The 19,951-nt window shown below is 61.9% G+C and carries 18 protein-coding genes; 10 read left to right on the top strand and 8 right to left on the bottom strand.

Annotated features, from left to right (window positions below; genetic code table 11):
- Positions 1-19: 19 nt before the first annotated feature.
- The 3 genes from ACYQ12_RS13425 to ACYQ12_RS13415 all read right to left on the bottom strand — a co-directional run bounded on the left by ACYQ12_RS13425 (position 20) and on the right by ACYQ12_RS13415 (position 3,626).
- Positions 20-694, bottom strand: coding sequence for a c-type cytochrome (locus ACYQ12_RS13425; RefSeq protein ID WP_459872647.1), 675 nt, complete (start codon positions 692-694; stop codon positions 20-22).
- A gap of 122 nt (positions 695-816) precedes the next feature.
- Positions 817-2,703, bottom strand: coding sequence for a methanol/ethanol family PQQ-dependent dehydrogenase (locus tag ACYQ12_RS13420; protein ID WP_459872645.1), 1,887 nt, complete (start codon positions 2,701-2,703; stop codon positions 817-819).
- A 551-nt stretch (positions 2,704-3,254) separates the two neighbouring features.
- Entirely contained in the window at positions 3,255-3,626 is a 372-nt protein-coding gene (locus tag ACYQ12_RS13415; protein ID WP_459872643.1) for a hypothetical protein, read from the bottom strand.
- Positions 3,627-3,896: 270 nt separating this feature from the next.
- On the opposite strand from ACYQ12_RS13415, the gene pqqA reads away from it, so the two are divergent.
- The 9 genes from pqqA (at position 3,897) to gfa (ending at position 13,703) form a co-directional block, all read left to right on the top strand.
- Positions 3,897-3,968 (top strand): pyrroloquinoline quinone precursor peptide PqqA, encoded by a 72-nt coding sequence (gene pqqA / locus ACYQ12_RS13410; protein ID WP_092569372.1) that lies wholly within the window; start codon positions 3,897-3,899, stop codon positions 3,966-3,968.
- Between the two features lie 119 nt (positions 3,969-4,087).
- On the top strand, positions 4,088-5,014 hold the full coding sequence (gene pqqB / locus ACYQ12_RS13405) for a pyrroloquinoline quinone biosynthesis protein PqqB (RefSeq protein WP_459872641.1): 927 nt from the start codon (positions 4,088-4,090) through the stop codon (positions 5,012-5,014).
- 86 nt (positions 5,015-5,100) lie between these two features.
- Complete coding sequence (gene pqqC / locus ACYQ12_RS13400; RefSeq protein ID WP_459872639.1) at positions 5,101-5,901, top strand: pyrroloquinoline-quinone synthase PqqC; 801 nt, start codon at positions 5,101-5,103, stop codon at positions 5,899-5,901.
- On the top strand, positions 5,898-6,167 hold the full coding sequence (pqqD, locus tag ACYQ12_RS13395; protein WP_459872637.1) for a pyrroloquinoline quinone biosynthesis peptide chaperone PqqD: 270 nt from the start codon (positions 5,898-5,900) through the stop codon (positions 6,165-6,167). Before pqqC ends, pqqD begins: the two co-directional genes overlap by 4 nt.
- A complete protein-coding gene (gene pqqE, locus ACYQ12_RS13390; RefSeq protein WP_459872635.1) occupies positions 6,160-7,308 on the top strand; it encodes a pyrroloquinoline quinone biosynthesis protein PqqE in 1,149 nt (382 codons plus the stop codon). Before pqqD ends, pqqE begins: the two co-directional genes overlap by 8 nt.
- Positions 7,301-9,112, top strand: a complete 1,812-nt coding sequence (locus tag ACYQ12_RS13385; RefSeq protein ID WP_459872633.1) for a S9 family peptidase — start codon at positions 7,301-7,303, stop codon at positions 9,110-9,112. The genes pqqE and ACYQ12_RS13385 overlap by 8 nt, the downstream gene beginning before the upstream one ends.
- 47 nt (positions 9,113-9,159) lie before the next feature.
- Positions 9,160-11,727 carry an insulinase family protein gene (locus ACYQ12_RS13380; RefSeq protein WP_459872631.1) on the top strand — a complete coding sequence of 856 codons (2,568 nt, stop codon included), beginning with the start codon at positions 9,160-9,162 and terminating at the stop codon, positions 11,725-11,727.
- A gap of 191 nt (positions 11,728-11,918) precedes the next feature.
- Positions 11,919-13,028, top strand: a complete 1,110-nt coding sequence (locus tag ACYQ12_RS13375; RefSeq protein WP_459872629.1) for an S-(hydroxymethyl)glutathione dehydrogenase/class III alcohol dehydrogenase — start codon at positions 11,919-11,921, stop codon at positions 13,026-13,028.
- A 12-nt stretch (positions 13,029-13,040) separates the two neighbouring features.
- Entirely contained in the window at positions 13,041-13,703 is a 663-nt protein-coding gene (gfa, locus tag ACYQ12_RS13370) for an S-(hydroxymethyl)glutathione synthase (RefSeq protein WP_459872627.1), read from the top strand.
- A 100-nt stretch (positions 13,704-13,803) separates the two neighbouring features.
- Here gfa and ACYQ12_RS13365 read toward each other — a convergent pair whose 3' ends face one another.
- The gene (locus ACYQ12_RS13365) at positions 13,804-14,103 is read right to left on the bottom strand and encodes a carboxymuconolactone decarboxylase family protein (protein WP_459872625.1); all 300 of its coding nucleotides are present in this window, start codon (positions 14,101-14,103) and stop codon (positions 13,804-13,806) included.
- A 460-nt stretch (positions 14,104-14,563) separates the two neighbouring features.
- The gene (locus ACYQ12_RS13360; protein WP_459872623.1) at positions 14,564-14,767 is read right to left on the bottom strand and encodes a hypothetical protein; all 204 of its coding nucleotides are present in this window, start codon (positions 14,765-14,767) and stop codon (positions 14,564-14,566) included.
- A gap of 328 nt (positions 14,768-15,095) precedes the next feature.
- On the opposite strand from ACYQ12_RS13360, the gene ACYQ12_RS13355 reads away from it, so the two are divergent.
- Complete coding sequence (locus ACYQ12_RS13355; RefSeq protein WP_459872621.1) at positions 15,096-16,802, top strand: methyl-accepting chemotaxis protein; 1,707 nt, start codon at positions 15,096-15,098, stop codon at positions 16,800-16,802.
- 173 nt (positions 16,803-16,975) lie between these two features.
- Here ACYQ12_RS13355 and ACYQ12_RS13350 read toward each other — a convergent pair whose 3' ends face one another.
- From ACYQ12_RS13350 to ACYQ12_RS13340, 3 genes are all read right to left on the bottom strand, one after another.
- On the bottom strand, positions 16,976-17,584 hold the full coding sequence (locus ACYQ12_RS13350; protein ID WP_459872619.1) for a LysE family translocator: 609 nt from the start codon (positions 17,582-17,584) through the stop codon (positions 16,976-16,978).
- Positions 17,585-17,599: 15 nt separating this feature from the next.
- Positions 17,600-18,433, bottom strand: a complete 834-nt coding sequence (locus ACYQ12_RS13345) for an AraC family transcriptional regulator (RefSeq protein ID WP_459872617.1) — start codon at positions 18,431-18,433, stop codon at positions 17,600-17,602.
- 148 nt (positions 18,434-18,581) lie between these two features.
- A complete protein-coding gene (locus ACYQ12_RS13340; protein WP_459872615.1) occupies positions 18,582-19,805 on the bottom strand; it encodes a DUF1835 domain-containing protein in 1,224 nt (407 codons plus the stop codon).
- Positions 19,806-19,951: the final 146 nt, after the last annotated feature.

Here is a 19,951-nt window from a genome sequence, read left to right as displayed (position 1 = left end):
GTTGGGCTACGCCGGTCGTCTACATCGGTTCAGGGCGTCCCGCCTTGAGTGCGCCGTCGGAACGGGCCTTGAGGAATGCCCAGATATTATCGATATTGCTCATCACGGATTTGTTGCCACCCCAGGGAGGCATGACCGCATATGTGCCGGTGCCGGGGTCCTGCGTGGTCTTGCCGTTGGTCACGACCTGGAGAAAGTGGGCCTTGTCCATCCCTTGCAGGCGCTGCACGAGGCTGGGCGCGAATGTGCTGCCTTCGGCCGTTTCGCCGTGGCACTGCGAGCAGTGGCCGACGAATTTCTCGTATCCCACGACCACGGGTTGGTTGGCCTTGCAGGTGTTGCCACTGCAGTCGACCTGATAGGGCTTGCCGTCGCTTTGCGCATCGCCGCTGGCCAGCGCATTGTCGCCATTGCCTGCATTATCGCCTGATGCAGCGGATCCGCCGGACTCGGCTGAGCTTCCGTATTCCGCTGCCCCGTAGTCGCTGTAGTTGTTGACGATGGGGCCATCGGAGGCCTGCGAGGCATTGTCGGTACTGGAAGGCTCCTCCTTCGGGCCGGTGTACTCCGCGGCGCCGTAATCGCTGTAGTCGTGGGTCACGGGATCGCCGTTGTTGGCGAAAGCCGACGAGACGGACAGGGGAGCCAGCAAAAGTGTCAGGGCATAGGCGAGGGGGAATAATTTATATGTCATGGCATGCACTTATATCGAGAAGCTGGACATGGCGGGCCAGGAGTAACCCTTACCCGGCCCTGAGGACCGGGATAAGGGTTAGCTTCGCTGACTCGAGATAAGGGTTCTGCGCTTGCCGTCGCTCAGTTTGCGGCGACATCCACCGCCGTGTCGGGCAGGGTGAAGACCGTCAACACACCGCCCAGTTGGGTGTAGTTGGACAGATCCTTGTAGCCCCCGACGGCGCCGAGTCCCTCGTTGGGGTCGGTCAGGCCCGCTGCCATGCCGATGCCGGCCCAGCCGCCGATGCCCGACAGGACGCCGATATACTGCTTGCCGTCATGACGCCAGGTGTTGACGTTGCCGATGATGCCGGAGGGCGTCTTGAAGCTGTAGAGTTCTTCACCGGTATTGGCATCCACTGCCTTGAGATAGCCTTCGAGCGTACCGTAGAACACTACGTCACCGGCGGTGGCCAATGCCCCGCTCCATACCGAGAAGCGCTCCGGAATCGACCACTTGATCTCGCCCTTGGTGGCATCCCAGGCGATGAAGGTGCCCATGCGGTCCGCATCCAGCTCCTTGACCGGGTTGGTGATGTCATCCGGGCCGGGGAACATCGACAGCGTGGCGCCGACATAGGGCTGGCCGGCGGTATAGTCGACCTGGTACGGCTCGTAGTTCATGCAGACGTGGTTGGTGGGGACGTAGAACAGGCCGGTCTTGGGCGAGAAGGAGGAAGGTTGCTGATCCTTGGTACCCAGTGCCGACGGGCAGATGTTCTCCACGTTGACGTTTTCCTTGCCTGCGGTGGCGTACTGCTCGTTCACCTGCGGCCGGCCGGTCTCCATGTCGACGCTAGAGGCCCAGTTCACCGCCGGATCGTATTTCTTGGCCAGCAGCAGTTCGCCGGTTTCGCGATCCTGGGTGTAGGCGAAGCCATTACGATCGAAGTGCACCACCAGCTTGCGTGGCTGGCCGTCGATCTCCTGATCGACCAGGATCTTTTCGTTGACACCGTCGTAGTCCCACTGGTCGTGGGGGGTCATCTGGAAGACCCACTTCGCTTCACCGGTATCCGGATCCCGCGCGAACAGCGACATGGACCACTTGTTGTCGCCCGGACGCTGGGTCGGGTTCCAGGTCCCCGGGTTGCCGGTGCCGTAATACAACAGGTCCAGCTCGGGATCGTAGGTGAACCAGCCCCAGGTGGTGCCGCCGCCGATCTTCCACTGGTCGCCTTCCCAGGTTTTCAGACTGGAGTCCTGCCCCACCGGTTGGCCGGTGGCGCCGTCGATGGTGTTCTGCGGGTCGATCAGCATCGAATCGTCGGGGCCGGTACTGTAGGCTCGCCAGGCCAGCTTGCCGTCGGCGATGTTGTACGCGGTCAGATAGCCGCGGACCCCGAATTCGCCTCCCGAGATGCCGGTGATCACCTTGTCCTTCACAACCAGGGGAGCATTGGTGGCGGTCTGGCCCCTGGAGGGATCACCGTTGATGCTCTGCCACACCACTTCGCCGGTGTTGGCGTCGAGCGCGACCAGCGTGGTGTCGGCCTGCTGCAGGAAAATCTTGCCATCGGCGTAGGCCAGGCCGCGGTTGACCGTATCGCAGCACATCACCCCTATGACCTGCGGATTCTGGGTGGGCTCGTATTTCCACTTGATGGCATGGGTGTCCAGGTCGATGGCGAGGACCTTGTTGGGGAAGGGCGACTGAATGTACATCGTGTTGCCGAGGACCAGCGGGCCCCCTTCATGGCCGCGCAGAACGCCGGTGGAGAAGGTCCACGCCGGTTGCAACTGGTTGACGTTGGACTTGTTGATCTGATCCAGTTCGCTGTAGCGCTGGCCGTTGTACTGACCTCCCCACATGACCCATTGATCGGGATCCTGCTGAAGCTCGAGCAATTCCTGGTTGGCGACGGCTGCGCCGGAGACAGCCATTGCCAGGGCGGTAAGGCTGCCAGTGAAAAGCCGTTTGGCAGTGAAAAGCCGCTTGGCATCCCCGTTCAAACTCTTTCCTTTCATGACGTTCTCCGTAGCAATCTTATATTTATTCTCAATCCGGGGCGGTTAGCGAATCCGAGCCCGTTAAACACGATTATGGTAGGCCCGGCAGCACCGTCAATTACTAATTTTGTGCCTACACATAAAGGCGAATAAGTTAGAGAAAGCCGTAACTTGTTTACGTGTTGTGGGGCACAATACTGTTGCCGTACGGCAATAATGAAACCATGCTCAAGCATGGTTTCATTATTCAGTTAATAAGCGGGTAATGGATATGAATGTGGGGATGGAACAAGAAAAATGGTGGGTAAGTGTGAGTGAGTAGCGGGTTTTTCCAGATGATAAGTGAGGCTTGCGAGCGGCGCTGCAACAAGTAAAGCAGGGGCTAAAGAGGCGTATCTGGAAGGCCTTGTTGGCAACTCCGAGCAATTGCGTGGCCATGCGCTGCCAGGGACGGAAAATCAACGATACGGCAGGGGGGGCGCCATGCCTGCCTGCATGGTCATGACATGGCTTTGCATGCAACTCCGGATCTGGACTTGCGCCGTGAGGCGGCGTAGATCGCGTTGCGACTAGCTGTGGTCGGTATCGTCGATCAGGCATTGCGTGGCGGCGCGGTGCTTTACCTTGGCAAACGTCGAGCGGCTCGACTCCGCCTGGCGACCTTCGCGCAACACCTCTGGACGCTCCCCGCCGGCCCGTTGCCCGCGAGCGAAGGTATCCATGGCGACAAAGTCTTCATAGGACACCTGATCCGCGATTCGGTCGATGCTGCAGGAACACTTGTAAAGGTTGTCGTAATTCTCGCCTCCCAATTGCTGCATGCAACCAAAGACATACTCCACGCGAGCCTGGGTGGGGTAGTCGTGTTGGGGCGAATCATTGGCGAGACTATTGACTGACCATAAGGATGAAATTAATAGAATGGCATAAGCGGGTTTCATTTTGTTCTCCATTGTAAGTAATCGGTGTCGAAATGCTCCATTTCCGCCTTGTCCTGTCCTGGTGTTCATCATCCGGAAGCGATTTTCTGTTTTATCTTTATAGGGTTACGAAAATGGCTCGTTAGTTGCGTTGCGTATGTATCGGAAGATTAGCATTCCCTTTCGAGGGCAAGAGTGCAATTCCTCCCAAAGTATGGGATCTATTTCGAAGCAATAGTGCTTTACTGCTTTTGGCAGTGGCCAAAAAATTATCGTTAGGGAGAGACCTCCATGTGGACGAAACCCGCTTACACCGATCTGCGCCTTGGCTTTGAAGTCACGCTCTACATTGCCAACCGTTGATACGGGATATGAGTCGATACTGGATATTGTGAGCTGATATTGGATATCGATAGCCGCAACACGCAAGACGCTCCATTAAACCAATGGAGCGTCTTGCGTTAACCGGGTGAGGAAACGTTATGCATGTTCTGGTATTGGGGTCGGCAGCGGGCGGTGGTTTTCCCCAGTGGAACTGCAACTGCGCCAACTGCCGGGGCGCGCGTAACGGTAGCATCACGCCTTCGCGCACTCAGTCCTCGATAGCCATAAGCAGCGACGGGGAGCGCTGGCTGCTGTGTAACGCCTCGCCGGATATTCGGGCGCAGATGGCGCATAACCCTGAGTTCCATCCCCGGCACCAGCTGCGTGGCACGGGGCTCGCCGGCGTACTGCTCGTCGATGCCCAGATCGACCATGTGACGGGGCTGCTGTCCCTGCGGGAGGGCTGCCCTCTGGACGTGTGGTGTACGCCTAATGTGCATCAGGATCTGAGCACCGGGTTCCCGCTGTTTCCCATGCTGGAGCATTGGCAGGGCGGGTTGCGCTGGCGCTCCATCGATATCAATGCAAGCCGGCACGAAGTTCGCTTCGAGATCGATTGCTGCCCGGGACTGAACTTTACGGCAATTGCGCTGGACAGCAACGCGCCACCCTATTCTCCCCGGCGTGGGGCGCCGACGGCGGGCGACAATCTGGGCCTGTTCATCGAGGATTCCAGCAGCGGCGCCGGGCTGTTCTATGCGCCGGGGCTGGGCCGGTTGAACGAAGGTGTGCGCGCCTGGCTGCAGCGTGCCGACTGCGTTCTGGTCGATGGCACATTGTGGCACGACGACGAGATGCAGCGCCTCGGGGTGGGCCGGGCGACGGGAGTCGACATGGGCCATCTGGCCCTAGCGGGAGAGCAGGGGCTGATCAGCGAGCTCGACAGACTTCCGGCGGCCACGCGGCGCATTCTGATTCACATCAACAATACCAATCCGATTCTTGACGACACTTCGGCCGAACGGGCAGTGCTGGAAGCCCATGGCATCGAGGTGGCCCATGACGGAATGCGTCTTGCGCTGTAGCCCGTCAATGCGTCTCGTGTTGAGTCGCTCATGCCGTCGTCACGGCAGGATAATGAGATAACAGGATAGATAAACAAGGAGCCGCCATGACGTCGATCGCATCCCCATTCGTCACTCCGGCTGCCGACTCGAGCAGCGATCCGTCCACCGCGCTCGATCAGGAAGCGTTTCGTGCCGCTCTGATGGCCAAGGGCGACTATTACCATATTCATCATCCCTATCAGATGGACATGGCCGAAGGACGCGCCACGCCCGAGCAGATTCGTGGCTGGGTCGCCAACCGCTTCTACTATCAGATCAACATTCCGCAGAAGGATGCCGCGCTGCTGGCCAACTGTCCCGATGCCGACACCCGTCGGCGCTGGATTCAGCGGCTGCTGGATCACGACGGCCACGACGCGGATGCCGGCGGGATCGAGGCCTGGCTGGTGCTGGGTGAAGCGGTAGGGCTGAGTCGGGAGGCGCTGTGGTCGCAGGAGTATGTGCTACCCGGCGTGCGCTTCGCCGTGGATGCCTACGTCAATTTCGTGCGCCGTGCCGACTGGCGCGAGGCGGCAATCTCCTCGCTCACCGAACTGTTCGCTCCGGCGATTCACCAGAATCGCCTGGATACCTGGCCAAAGCATTATCCGTGGATCGAGCCCGACGGCTACGCCTATTTCCGCAAGCGGCTGGGCGAGGCCCGGCGCGATGTCGATCATGGCCTCGAGGTGGCCCTGTCGGTATGCACGACCCCTGCAAGCCAGCAGCGCGCGCTGGAAATCCTGCAGTTCAAGCTGGACGTGCTGTGGAGCATGCTCGATGCCATGACCCTGGCCTACCAGCTGGACCGCGCACCGTATCACACGGTGACCCCTGAGCGGGTCTACCATCGGGGGCTGGCATGAACATGCATGACGTCTATCGCTTGCGGCCTGGCTGGCGGCTGCAGTGGGAGCCCGCCCAGCAACGTCATGTCCTGCTCTATCCGGAGGGCATGGTCCAGCTCAACGACAGTGCCGGAGCGGTGCTGACACTGCTCGACGGGCAGCGTGACGTGGCGGATCTGGTGGCCGAACTGCAGCAGCGCTATCCCGACGCCTCTTCCCTCGAGCAGGATGTCCAGGAGTTTCTGCTCGATGCAGCCCAACAGGGATGGATACGCCATGACTGATCAACTGCGCTCCCATGCCGAGCTCAGCGCCGGTGCACCGCTCTGGCTGCTGGCCGAGCTCACCTATCGCTGTCCGCTGCAGTGTCCTTATTGTTCCAACCCGCTGGACTTCGCGGCACGCCGCGACGAACTCTCCACCGACGAGTGGCGCGACGTGCTGCGCCAGGCACGCGCCATGGGCGCCGTGCAGATGGGTTTTTCGGGCGGCGAGCCGTTGACCCGTCACGATCTCGAGGCGCTGGTGGCCGAGGCGCGCGGGCTGGGCTTCTATACCAATCTGATCACTTCGGGCCTGGGACTGGACGAGGCGCGCATCATGGCGCTTCGCGATGCGGGGCTGGACCATATCCAGATCAGCCTGCAGGCAGCGGATGACGACATGGCCGGTGCCCTGGCCGGGTCGAGGAAGGCTCATGCCAAAAAACTGGCCATGGCCCGTGCGGTCAAGGCGGCCGGCTATCCGATGGTGCTCAATGTCGTGCTGCACCGTCACAACATCGAGCAGATCGACCGCATCATCGAGTTGTGCGTCGAGCTGGGAGCCGATGCCGTGGAGCTGGCCAACTGCCAGCACTATGGCTGGGCCCATCTCAACCGGGCCGGCCTGCTGCCCAGCGAATCCCAGCTGGTAACAGCCGAGGCGACGACTGCCCGCTGGCGCGAGCGGCTGGCCACCGAAGGCAACGAGATGCGTCTTCTGTTCGTGGTGCCCGATTACTACGCCGAGCGCCCCAAGGCCTGCATGGGCGGGTGGGGCGCGATCTTCATGACCGTGGCACCGGATGGCACGGTATTGCCGTGTCATAGTGCCCGGGAGCTGCCCATGGCATTTCCCTCGGTGCGCGAGCAGTCGTTGACGAGCATCTGGTACGACAGCTTCGCCTTCAATCGCTTTCGTGGCGATGCCTGGATGCCGGCCCCCTGCCGCGATTGCGACGAACGCCATCAGGACCATGGAGGATGTCGCTGCCAGGCTTTCCTGCTGACCGGCGATCCTGCCGCCACCGACCCGGTGTGCGCCCTGTCTCCCGCTCACGGTGTGATCGAGGCGGCACGCGACGAGGCTGCACAGGATTCACGCGCGATAACGCAACTGACGCCGCGCAACGTGCACGAATCGCAAGTCTTCTGTCGTGCGTGAGCCGTTGCAGGAGGCGGCGCGTCCGGCGGATGGCCTGAGCGAGCTGAACGTCACGGCGCAAGGCGCGTTCTGGCTGGCGACCGATCCCGAGAGCGGCCGGCGAACGCTCTGCCACTGGTATCACGGGGAGGCTCGTCCGCTCTCGCCCGTCGATCGCGATGTCGGCAGCCGCGTCAACGGCTACGGCGGCAGGGCGCATGCCTGCCTCGACGATGGCGTGATCTGGGTCGACCGGCCGAGCCAGGCGCTGCTTTACCAGCCGCTCGATGGCCGTAGTCCTCGTCCATGGTGGGCATGCCCCGAAACGCGCTACGGCGGCCTGCTGGCCGACCCGCAGCGGCGCCGCCTCCTGGCCGTGGAAGAGCAGGGCGACGGTCGTCGAGGCACCCAGCACCTGGTGGCGATCGGCGACGGCGCCCGCACCGTCATGGCGACCGGGGCGGACTTCTATGGCGCCCCGGCGCTCTCGGCCGACGGCCGGCGACTCGCCTGGGTGGAGTGGGATCTGCCTCACATGCCGTGGCAGCGCTCGCGCCTTCGCATCGCCCGGCTCGACGTCGAGGGGCAGTGCATGCATGTCGCGACCTGGGATGGCGGAGCGGCAGTCGCGCAGCCGCAGTTCGCCCCTGACGGGACGCTGTTCGTCATGAGCGATCACGGCGGCTGGTGGCAACCGTATCGTCTGGCCGGGGAGACGGCCCAGCGGATGAGCGACTGCCCGGCGGATCACATCCCCACCCCGTGGCAGTTGGGCGAGTGTCATCACCTCTGGCCCGGTGAAAGCGTACTGACCGGGATCGTGACGCGCTTCCGCGAGGGAGCGGCCCATGTGCTGCAGTTCGATGCCCGGGAACAGACCAGCGTTGCGCTGTTGCCCGGGGCGACGCGTGTCAGCGGTCTGGCCTACGCCATGGGCTGGCTCTATGCCATCACCCAGGGGCCCCGGCATGCTGCGCGCCTGGAGCGGGTACATCTGCGCAGCGGAGAAGTGCAGTGCCTGGCGGCGCTGGAGACTCCGGTGGACGTGCCCGAGCCTGACACGATCGAGGTGGCGGTGGGCGACGGTGAGCGGGTCTCGGCCTTCGTCTATCGTCCCGAGGCGGCAAGTGAGCGGCCCGCGCCGTTGATCGTGCGTGTCCATGGCGGGCCCACGTCGGCGAGCTATCCGGTCTACGATCCGCTCGTTCGCTGGTGGACGCACCAGGGATTTGCCGTGGCCGACATCAATCCACGGGGAAGCGGTAACCGGGGGCGGGCCTTTCGCGAGCGCCTGGCCGGCGAATGGGGACGGTTGGACGTCGAGGATGTGATCGCGCTGGCCGAGGCGCTGACGGTGCGGGGCATCGCCGACCCCGAACGGCTCTTTATTCGGGGGCAGAGCGCCGGTGGGTTCACGGTGCTCAACGTCCTGGCCTCGACATCTCGTTTTCGCGCCGGCGCCAGCCTGTACGGCGTTACCGATGCGCCGCGTCTGGCGGAACTGACTCATCGTTTCGAGTCGGGCTATCTCGACTGGCTGTTGGGCGATGCCGAGACCCAGCGCTGTCGCAGTCCGCGTTACCGGGCGGCAGACATCCAGGCCCCGGTCATCTTTTTCCAGGGGGAGCAGGATCCGGTCGTCGTGCCCGAGCAGACGTTGATCATGGCCGAGACGCTTCAGGCGCGTGGTCTTGTGGCTGAAGTGGTGTTGTTCGAGGGCGAGGGGCATGGCATCCGCCATCCCCAGCATCGCCAGTGCATGATCGAGAAGGAACTGGCGTTCTACCGGGCGGCGTCAGCGTCCTGGAAGACGCACCTCGAATGACGCCGCCTGGGATGACGCCGCCTGGGATGACTCGGACGCATACCGCCATGACGACATCACGTGCCCGCATATCCTCGACAATCTCCTTTCCCGAACTGCCTGCCGGCAGTCGCGTCGCCGTGCAGTGTCTGGACAATGGCCTGCAACTGCTGGCCGCCGAGGTCCCCTCGGCCCGACAGGTCCGTCTGGTAGGGGCGGTCGGTACCGGCTACCTCGATGAGCCCGAGGCCTTGCCCGGGCTGGCCCATCTGCTCGAACACGCCTTGTTTCTGGGATCGCGAAACGCACCGGCACCCGGCGCCTTTGCCGCCTGGATCGGCGAGCGGGGCGGGCGCTACAACGCGCGTACCGATGAGTACGTCACTGACGTTCACCTGACGCTGCCGCTCGATGCCGCTCGAGCGGGACTGACGCGTCTGGTCGAGTTGCTGCTGTATCCGTGTCTGGATGAAGGGGCCGTCGCACGCGAGGTCGACGTGCTCGATGCGGAGTTCCAGGCGCGCCTGGCGGACCCGGCGCTGCACCGTCAGGCCGTGCTGTCCCGGCTCTGCCGGGACATGCATCCCGCACATGCGTGTCATGCGGGCAATCGGGCCAGCCTGGGCAGCGATGCCCTGGGGCTGTGTGCCCAGATGGCTGAATTCCATTCTGCGCACTACCGCGCCGAGCGCATGAGTCTGGTCATGCTCGGGCCAATGCCGCTGGAGGAGCAGATGACCTGGCTGGTCCAGGCGGGTGCGGAAATTCCGGCCGGAGCCGGTGCATTGCCGCCACGCCGATGGCGCTGGAAGGCACCTGCGCACCTGCAATGGTGCCTGCCGGAAACGCTGCCGACACGTGCAGCGACGCTGGAAATGCTCTGGCCGTTTCCCCCCGATCTGATGACGACACGGCGCGCCTCGCTCGAGCGTCTGACGGCGGGGCTCGGCGATGGCACGCTGGCGCAGACGTTGCAGCATGAAGGCGCTATTGCCGATCTGAGCGTCAGTCTGGCGGCACCCGCCACCGATACGGCGCTTTCGCTTTCGCTTTCGCTGTCGATGACCGAGGCGGGATCGCGATGCGTCGAGACGCTGCTGGCGACTTGCCGGGCTGCGGTGCGCGAGCAGGTCGAGCGTGTCTTGCGTCCCTCGAAGCGCCACCCTGGCGGCGTTATCGCGCCGCAGGCCCTCGACGCCTGGCCGCTTGTCCAGGCCCGCCGGCTGGCACGCGGGCTGCTGCCTGGACGTCACGTCAATGCGACGCCAACGAGTGACGAAACGCTGCGTGAATGGCTTGCGCCCTCGCAATGCCGAGTGCTGGAGGAGCGCGCTTCGCTGACGGTGGATTCCGAGGCCCCGTTCATGGCCCGCGTTCGGTATGTGCCGCAGACGCTGACGGCATTTCGCAAAAAGGCCGACACCTCCGGTGCCAGCCCCTTCATGCAGGGCAGGCCTCTGCCACTGCGCTCGGCGCCAGTTCTCGCCGTCCAGACGCCTATCGTCGATGCAGCGTCACGTGCGCCCGGACTGGTCGAGAATGATCCGATCGCCCTCTGGTGGGGGAATGGCCCCGAGCAGCCGGGCGCCAGCTGGTGTCTTGGCTGGCCGGCGTCAGTGTCTCGTCAGCCCGAGCGCCTGGCTGCCTGGCGCCGGCATGCACTGGCCCTGCGTCAGGCATGTCAGGCGCAGGGCGTGTTGCTGTGGCTGGAGGGCGATGCCCGGGGCGACTGGCTAATGGCGAGAGGCCCGGCGGAGCGTCTGGCGTCCGCCATCGAGCAGGTACTGGCCGCCTGGCCCGAGGCCGCGAAGCTCGCCGCGGATACCGGGCCGTCTCGAGATGGGGCAGGGCTTCTGGCACAACGCCTGCTGACGTATCTGGAGCGGCCGTCGCGTCACGTGACGCAAGCGACACGCAAGCCACGGGCATTGGCCTGGATCAGCGGGGGCCTCGGCGTGAGCGAGGCGCGTGCCGGCTGCCGGTGCCTGAAGCCGCAACTGGCGGCCCTGGCGGGCTGGGCCGAAGAGGAGCAGGACCAGTCGGCAGCGGCGGTGTCCTCCCTGCACTGGCTTGCGCCTCAGGCAGACGATCATGCGCTGATGCTGCAGGTCGATGCGGCGGATGACAGCCCGATGAGCCGGGTGCTGATGCAGCTGCTCGGCGGATGCCATGACGCAGCGTTCTTCAACGAGATGCGCGAGAAACGTCGGCTGGGCTATGTGGCCGCCGTACGCTATCGCGAAGCGGGCGGCTGGCCTCGGCTGGGCTATGTCATCCAGTCGCCGCATGCCGGCATCGACGAGCTGAAACAGGCCATTACCGATTTCATTGTCGAGCGGGCGGTCGCACTGGCGCGTCTGGACGTAGCGACGCTACGGCGACGATGTGTCGGTCTGCGTGCCACGCTGGAGACTCCGGAAACCCTGGACGCTACCCTTGTGGGGTACTGGCAGGCACTGCGTGCCTCGCATGGCAGGGACGCCGCAACGATAAACCCTTTCGAGCCGCCCCCCTGGGTCATCGCTGCGACGGCATTGGAAACATTGACTATCGAACACCTGACGGCCCACGCTGAAGCGCTGACCAACGGTGAGCTGCGCTGGCAGTGGTGGGCTCACGCGCCGAGGCGAGCCTGAGCATGCGATTTGCGAATCCGGCTTGCCGTCGTGTCTGCCTGCCTCGCCATTATTGCTCCCTGGCAACGGTGTTATGCGTCCAGCTTCGTTAATCATCTCGCCAAGTTTCACCTAGACTCTAGCTATGCTTCGGTTCCTCCTGAGGAGGAATGCAGCATCACGATAACGATAATAACAAGGAGTATGTCTTGATGAAGTCACGTGCCGCCATCGCCTGGGAAGCCGGCAAGCCGCTGGAAATCGCCGAAATCGACGTCGAGGGGCCCAAGGAGGGCGAGGTGCTGGTACGCATCGCCGCCACCGGTGTCTGTCATACCGATGCCTTTACGCTCTCCGGCGCCGACCCGGAGGGGCTGTTCCCGTCGATTCTCGGCCATGAAGGCGCCGGCGTGGTCGAGGAAGTCGGCCCGGGCGTGACCAGCGTGCAGCCCGGCGACCACGTCATTCCGCTGTACACCGCCGAGTGCGGCAAGTGCAAGTTCTGCCTGTCGGGCAAGACCAACCTGTGCAGCGCGGTGCGCGCCACCCAGGGCAAGGGCGTGATGCCCGACGGCACCTCGCGCTTCTCGATCGACGGCAAGATGATCCACCACTACATGGGCACCTCGACCTTCTCCGAGTACACCGTACTGCCGGAAGTCTCCCTGGCCAAGGTGTCGAAGGAAGCGCCGCTGGACAAGATCTGCCTGCTCGGCTGCGGCGTGACCACCGGCATCGGCGCAGTGCTCAACACCGCCAAGGTCGAGCCGGGCTCCACCGTGGCGGTATTCGGCCTGGGCGGCATCGGGCTCGCCGTCATTCAGGGGGCGCAGATGGCCAAGGCCAGCCGCATCATCGCCATCGACGTCAACCCCGACAAGTTCGAGATGGCGCGCCAGTTCGGCGCCACCGAGTTCGTCAATCCCAAGGATTACAGCGATCCCATCCAGCAGGTCATCGTCGACATGACCGACGGCGGCGTGGACTACTCCTTCGAGTGCATCGGCAACGTCAATGTCATGCGCTCGGCGCTGGAGTGCTGCCACAAGGGCTGGGGCGAGTCGATCATCATCGGCGTGGCCGGCGCCGGCGAGGAGATCTCCACGCGGCCGTTCCAGCTGGTGACCGGTCGGGTATGGAAGGGCTCCGCCTTCGGCGGGGTCAAGGGGCGCAGCGAGCTGCCGGGTTATGTCGACCGCTACATGAAGGGCGAGCTGAAGATCGACGAGTTCGTCACGCACGATCTGCCCTTCGAGCAGATCAACGAGGCCTTCGAGCTGCTGCATGAAGGCAAGAGCATCCGCTCTGTGCTGCACTACTGAGGGAGGTGGAGTATGTCGTGGCTATCCAACGTCATGTCTGGTTTGCGTAACGATAAAAGCCCCCACGCGAACGAACAACAAGGACAACAAAAAATGAGCAACATTCACATCCATCCCATGGTCGACAATGGCACCCACACGGCCAGTACGGGGTTCGATGGGGGAACGCTGCATTGCCACTGTGATCATGACAAGGTCGAAGTCACGGTCAAGGCCCAATGCGCCCACAACCACGTATGCGGTTGTACCAAATGCTGGAAGCCCGAAGGCGCGCTTTTCTCCCTGGTAGCGGTCGTGCCGCGAGATAGCGTGAGCGTCACGGCCCACGAGGAAAAGCTCAAGGTCGTCGATCCGTCAGCCGTCATTCAGCGCCATGCCTGTCAGGCATGTGGCGTGCACATGTACGGGCGTATCGAGAATAAAGACCATCCGTTTTATGGACTCGATTTCATCCATGTCGAGCTTTCGGACGATAAAGGCTGGGCAGGGCCGGAGTTCGCGGCTTTTACATCATCGATCATCGAGTCGGGGGCCGATCCGGACAAGATGGGAGAAGTAAGGGCGCGACTCAAGGAGCTGGGGCTGGAGCCTTATGACTGCTTGTCGCCTGCGCTGATGGATGCCATTGCGGCCCACAATGCCAAGACGAGCGGAGTGACGAAAGGCGCTGCCTAGCCGCTTGCGGCCTTATCTCTGCTTTCTAACGCACTGCTGCCGGGAATTTTCCGGCAGCAGTCTCGGCTATTTACCTGTACGCATATCAAGTATACGCATCTTAAAACATGTGCGTGGCGTGAGTGATCGCGCCCCCGGCGCGGATGGCAGCCGCCACTAGAGCCGTCTCACTCAGTTCGGCATCTCCTGCTCCGGCATCCCGGGCCGCCTTGGTGTGTAGTTCGATACAGTAAGGGCATTGGGTAGTCATGGCGACAGCCAGAGCCAGCAATTGCTTGGTCTTGCCATCCAGAGCCCCTTCGGCGAAGGCTGCCTTGTCGAACGCCCAGAAGGCTTCCATGCCCTGTTTTGCATTGTCTTCGAGTATTCCGATCTTTTGCAGATTCTTTGAATCGTACATTACGTCACCTGTGTGGTTTTTGTTATCGATGGCGGACCATCATTCATGACATGCTGTGTGGAAAATACGCAACGGTTAACGCCTGAATATTGTGCTGCATGGCGTGGTTCTACACACTATTTCAATGTAGTGGAGCCTTATGGGTTGTGCCATGTGCAAGCCGATACGGCATGAAAGCGATAGCGGGTGACCCGCTGGCGGGACAATGCTTGGGATTAGAGCCGCTGCAGTCTTGCTTATGAAAAATCCCTGGAACCTGCCTGGTCCCGTCTGAAAAGCCGATGAGCGATGCTCAGGCAAGACAGAAATATTTGAAGAGCGGACTGGGCTTGTACACGAACCCACGCGGTGAAATAACTGTTTGAGTTGATCTCTTGCACGGCATGAGCAAGTGCCGGCGCTTTTCAGGCCGTATCAAGACACTTTGCTCGCAAGGCTGAGCAAATCCCACTCATCGTGATCACACACAGCGATGTGGTGAAAGGCGAGTGATGGCACGTTCTCGCGTCAGCTGTTCGGCTCGTACCTGGGCCTCGCGATAGGTATTGAATCGCTCCACGACCACGGGGGGTTGGCCGTGGCGATCCTCGATGACAGCCCAATAATCCGGCATGTTGGCAAGACAGGCTTGGCGCTTGATTGCGGCTGGTCGATAGGCAGGCACAATGAGATCTCTTTTATTGAATGGCTGGTCAATTATAAAGACGCATAGTGTCGTGATGATTGATTTTTTTAATCGCGGAGCATGGCTATTCTGATATTTTTCCTGCTGCCGCCGCGGGGCAGTAGGTGACGCTGCCCCTTTCGTTATATGCGAAATCGCTTCTTTAGATGTTGTTCCGGTACTTGGAGCAGATCGCTGCGAAACCGGGTTTATACTTTGGTTGGGCGCGGCTCAGTTTTTCCGCTGTTAGCCGATATGAGTAACTCGGGGATGCCGTGGGCGCGGCATACATGGCCCGACACTCAACGGCGCAGGTCATCATCAGGTTATGCAAAACTTATCGATCAAAAAGATATTGCTAATAGCGTTATCTGTTTTGTTGCTAATGATTGTCGCGATCAGTGCGTTGGGGTTCTACTCTAACCATGTCAGTGCGAAATCAATAAATGAGCTTTCGGAAATAAACGTAACGCAGACCAATACCATTAATCGGACGCAGGTTAATCTGCTGCGTGCGCAGCGGATGCTTGACAAGTATGTACTCTTGAGCCGCCAGGCCAACTACGATAGTGCCAGAGAAGTTAAACAATCTGCCGAGGAGGCGCTGGAGTTAGCGCGCCAGCGTTTTGCGGAATTCCAGAATATTCCCATGTCGGAAGACAGCCTGCGCGGTCCTTATGTTTCGAAAATTAGTGGTTTATATAACGAACTTGTGACGAATACTCTGGTGCCGCTTCTCGAGAACGGTAATCCCGATGAGATTCAGAACCAGGATAAGCGTATAGATGAGTTGCTAAAAGGTTTGGATATTGCGGTGCGCGATTTCATTCGTTACGTGGAAAAGCGTGGCGATGAGCTTATTGCCGAGGATAGCGATTCGAGCCGCCTTGTCGAGATCGTCGCTATTGCGCTTCTCGTGTTGGCAGCATTTGCCGCGTTGATAGTGCGTGCCGGGATGGTTCGTATCGTTGTAGCGCCTCTTCAAGAGGCCATCGAACATTTTGACCGTATCGCTCAGGGTGATCTGACGGCAAACATCCAGGACCGAGGCAACAACGAGATCGGCCAACTCTTCAATGCGTTGAAGAACATGCAGGGAAAGCTAAGCGAGCTCGTTCTGTCTCTGCGAAGCAATAGCGAGAACGTGTTTACGGGGGCTGGCGAAATCGCTGCGGGTAGTCAGGACCTCTCGACGCGAACCGAGCAACAAGCCGCTGCCTTGCAGGAGACGGCTTCCAGCATGGAGCAGATGGCTTCTACCGTACGCCAGAATACCGAAACGACCGCCGAAGCCGATCAGTTGGCCTCGAGGGCTTCCCAGGCCGCTGAGGCGGGTGGGCAGGATGTGCAGCGCACCGCTCAGCTCATGAGAGATATCGCGGATAGCTCACGCAAGATCCAGAACATTATCGAAGTTATTGACTCCATTGCCTTTCAAACCAACATTCTGGCACTCAACGCCTCGGTCGAGGCAGCGCGTGCGGGAGAGCAGGGCCGAGGATTCGCTGTTGTTGCGAGTGAAGTGCGTTCACTTGCGAGTCGTAGTGCGGAATCCGCCAAACAGATTCGGGCCATGATTGAAGAGACCACTTCAAAAATCATCAATGGTGCTGAGCAGGCGGAGCGAAGCGGGAAGTCCATCAGTGAAACCGTGGGCGCCATCCGACAGGTTTCCCAACTGATGGGTGAAGTGTCCTCGGCGACACGGGAGCAAAATAGCGGAATCGAGCAGATCAATGCTGCGGTGAATCAGATGGATTCCGTGACTCAGCAGAATGCCTCGCTTGTCGAGCAGACAAGCGCCGCTGCCACTTCCTTGGAGGAGCAAGCCAAGCAGTTGGCGCAGTTGATTGCCCAGTTCCAGATCAAAGGACAGGGAAATACCGTTACGAGAAGTGCATCATCGAGTACTCACCTCTTGACTGGGCGAAGCGAGTCCAAAACTGCTTCTGGCAGGCCTGCCTTGCCGGCCGCATCCCGATCAGGAAACTCTGGCCGTGCCAAAGTCGAGACAGAGGATTGGGCTGAATTCTAGGCAGCAAGCGTTCAGGCGGGGATATCCTTCCTTCGCCATCTTGTCCGAATCGAGGCCGCCAAGAGCGGCCTCGTCGGGGACAGCCAGCCGCTGATGCTTCGCACAGCGTCGTTTTCCCCGAGCCGTTGGGGCCGACGGCGCGACTCGCGCCGTCATGTCCGCTGATCGCCGGCTTATCCTGACGAGAGGGGCCGCCACACATGCTCGTAGCCGATCGACAGAGCGACGCCGGCCAGCAGCGCCGCCATGGCGAGGCTGAAGCCCTTGAGGATGGCGGGATTCTCGACCCGCCTGCCCAGCACGGCGCCGATCAGTGCATAACTGCTGGGAGCGCCGACTGCCAGCGCGGCCAGGCCGAGCGACCAGGCGATCAGGCTCGCACCGTGAATGCCCACGGCAGGAAACTGGATCGTCGCGATCGGCAGGGTCGCCACCACGCCCTTGGGATTGCAGAGCTGCATGATCAGCCCGTCACGAAAACTCATCACCCGCGGCGCCTGGCGCACGGCGCCCAGATCGATGCTCGACCTGGCGATCTTGACGGCAAGATAGAAGATGTACCCGCAGCCCAGTGCGCCCACCACCGCGAGCATGTCGCCCTGCACCCAGGCGGCGCCGGCCAGGCCGAACAGCACGAACAACATGAGCATGGCCAGCCCCACGCCGAGGTAGAACCCCAGCGAGGCCTTGGCCTGCCCGTGGAGCCCGGCATTCAGGCCGAGCAGATTCACTGGCCCAGGCGTGTACATGACGCCCAGGGCATAGGCGATGATTTCCAGCATGGCAGGAGTTCCGAGTCAGTTGGCGAGACTGCGCTGATACCGATACGGCGTCATGCCGTAGATGCGCTTGAATCGGCGGTTGAAGTGGCTGAGATCCGCAAAGCCGTAACGGAAGGCGACGTCACTGGGCCCGGCGCCGGTGGCCAGCGCATGACGCGCGGCATTGATGCGGCAGTTGAGCACGTACTGGTGCGGCGTCATGCCGACCTGCTGACGGAACAGCCGCAGGAAGTGGTATTTCGAGAGATGTGCGGCCTGGCTGATGTCGTCCAGCGACATATCCTCCTCGAGGTGCGCGAGGATGTACTCCCGGGCTCGCCTCAGCAGAGCATCGGGCCGGCTGGCCGTGCCTTCCGGCTGAAACCTGCCGGCGCGCTGAACGAGGCGTGCCGCCACCTGGTAGAGGGCATGTTCCTGGTCGATGCGGCTGCCGACCTGACGGGTCACCAGGCGCACCAGCTCCAGAATGGCGCCACGTAGTGCCGGGTCCGGTATCAGCGTCTCCGTGCTTCTGAAGCGACCGGCGCTCGCGTGCCCCGCCGCGTCGGCAAACAGTGCCTCGAGCTGAGCGGAAGGCACATAGGCCATCACGTAGCCCAGCGCGCTTTCGCCGCCCGACTGCCCGTCGTGCACTTCCTCGGGATTGAACTGGATGACGTTGCCGGGCGGACTGCGATGAAACTGGCCGTTGCTGAAGAAGTCCTGGCGGCCGGCGAGGGTGACACCGAAGGCATATTCCTCGTGGGCATGGCGGTCGTAACTGAAATCGCTCATCGCTGCTTCCAGCACGGTAAGCGCGGGAACATGCCGACTCTTGAAGAACCGGAACTGACTGGTTGATTTCGCCATGATCCATCTCCTGAACGCTGACCTGGCCTAGCTTAGGCCGACCGCCGCGTCCACCGCTTGGACATTATTGCGCAAAGCGCGGGGGAAGCCGAAACGCTCACAAGAGCGTCGATGCGGGCATCGGCATGGTCGGCCAGCGCCGGGGCGTTCAGCCATTGCCGCGTCGCGGCACGATCCGTATTCCCCCCACCCAGCGTTCGCCCGGCACGTAATCGAGCCAGTTGCGCCGCCCTGCGAGCACATCCCGGCCCAGTTCGGTCAGGGCAAGACGCCGCTGTGGCCATTCCTGGTGCGTGTCGGATATGTCCATCGCAGGCTCCGGAGCCGTGATCAGTGGCTGGATGAGCCACCAGAACATCAAATCGCCCAGGTAGGGCAGCGGTTCGTATTCGCGCATCAGATACGCGAATGCCTGGCCGACCGTCAGCGGACCATGGTCGCGGACGATCTCGAGCGTGAGCCGCTCGGTCAGCCCGAGGCCGGTATGTGGATCAGGCAATTCCTGCCGGTGCCGTTCGAGCCCGCGACACATCATCGCCAGTGCCGGCGTCCCCGTGGCGATCAGAGCCTCCAGTGGCTCGGCGCGACTGGCGGTCAACGCTTTCCAGGCCTGGCTGCCGAGTTCCAGCAATGGCGTCTCCACCGGCCGGCGCTGCCGCCATAGCCAGGCCAGCAGATCGGGCGCGAGCTGGCCGATGCCGATGAAGCGATCCACGCCGGGAACGCTCTCCACCGCGATCAGCTCGATCCTGGCCCTGGACGGGTTGCGGTGCAGCCGATGCAGGAGATAGGCGAGCAGTAGCTGATCGTAGCTGTCGTGTTCGAACCACAGCACGATCCGCTGGTAGTCATCGAGCCTTTCCAGGCATTCGTAGCTTCTGCGCAGGCGACCCAGGGCATCCGGCTCGGCCATGTCGAAGGCGCTGGCCAGAAACCGGGCGCGCAGGCGCATCAGGGCGTCCGGCGGCAGGTCGGCAAGCGGGCCGAGGCAGAAAGGGTCGGAAAACTCGAGAAAATCCCCGACGAACCCCGCCGTGCGCAGCGTGTGCTGGATATCGTTGCCACAACGGATGTGCAGTGTGGCCAGGTCCCGGTCGCCATGTTCGCGGGTGAGTCTTAGCGAGGTATCCAGTGCCTCGATATGGGCCTTCAGCCGGGGCCAGCTGGCAAAGCCGCACTCGCGGCCAATCACGAGCTGAGCATCGGCAAGTCTTAGGGAGGATTCACGCAGTGGAAGATGGCGAGTCACGCGGGCCAGCGCAGCCGGCTCATGGGCGCGCGCGGCCTTGAGCAGTTCCTTGGCGCGCTTGCGCTGCTGTTCGAGATTGAGCCGGCCGTGAGAGATGGCATCGCGCCGGAAGTGCGTCGTCATACGATTTCCCCATGCGCCTGTGTCCGCCAGCCAGGCTGGAATCGTATGGATGTCGGCAATCGAAGCGATGGGCGCAGCCCTTTCCGCGGACGGGGACGCCTGTGCGGCGTTTTTCTAGGGTATCCAAAGGCCGGGGGATGTCAATC

Source organism: Halomonas shantousis (assembly GCF_054654615.1).
This window is presented reverse-complemented; position numbering and strand designations above follow the sequence as displayed.

Bases quoted from the DNA above. Each gene is read 5' to 3' on its own strand.
- pqqE (WP_459872635.1), top strand. From the start codon at position 6,160: ATGACTGATCAACTGCGCTCCCATGCCGAGCTCAGCGCCGGTGCACCG.
- ACYQ12_RS13415 (WP_459872643.1), bottom strand. From the start codon at position 3,626: ATGAAACCCGCTTATGCCATTCTATTAATTTCATCCTTATGGTCAGTC.
- ACYQ12_RS13340 (WP_459872615.1), bottom strand. From the start codon at position 19,805: ATGACGACGCACTTCCGGCGCGATGCCATCTCTCACGGCCGGCTCAAT.
- gfa (WP_459872627.1), top strand. From the start codon at position 13,041: ATGTCGTGGCTATCCAACGTCATGTCTGGTTTGCGTAACGATAAAAGC.
- ACYQ12_RS13425 (WP_459872647.1), bottom strand. From the start codon at position 694: ATGACATATAAATTATTCCCCCTCGCCTATGCCCTGACACTTTTGCTG.
- ACYQ12_RS13345 (WP_459872617.1), bottom strand. From the start codon at position 18,433: ATGGCGAAATCAACCAGTCAGTTCCGGTTCTTCAAGAGTCGGCATGTT.
- pqqC (WP_459872639.1), top strand. From the start codon at position 5,101: ATGACGTCGATCGCATCCCCATTCGTCACTCCGGCTGCCGACTCGAGC.
- ACYQ12_RS13365 (WP_459872625.1), bottom strand. From the start codon at position 14,103: ATGTACGATTCAAAGAATCTGCAAAAGATCGGAATACTCGAAGACAAT.
- pqqB (WP_459872641.1), top strand. From the start codon at position 4,088: ATGCATGTTCTGGTATTGGGGTCGGCAGCGGGCGGTGGTTTTCCCCAG.
- ACYQ12_RS13420 (WP_459872645.1), bottom strand. From the start codon at position 2,703: ATGAAAGGAAAGAGTTTGAACGGGGATGCCAAGCGGCTTTTCACTGCC.
- ACYQ12_RS13355 (WP_459872621.1), top strand. From the start codon at position 15,096: ATGCAAAACTTATCGATCAAAAAGATATTGCTAATAGCGTTATCTGTT.
- ACYQ12_RS13350 (WP_459872619.1), bottom strand. From the start codon at position 17,584: ATGCTGGAAATCATCGCCTATGCCCTGGGCGTCATGTACACGCCTGGG.
- pqqD (WP_459872637.1), top strand. From the start codon at position 5,898: ATGAACATGCATGACGTCTATCGCTTGCGGCCTGGCTGGCGGCTGCAG.
- ACYQ12_RS13380 (WP_459872631.1), top strand. From the start codon at position 9,160: ATGACGACATCACGTGCCCGCATATCCTCGACAATCTCCTTTCCCGAA.
- ACYQ12_RS13375 (WP_459872629.1), top strand. From the start codon at position 11,919: ATGAAGTCACGTGCCGCCATCGCCTGGGAAGCCGGCAAGCCGCTGGAA.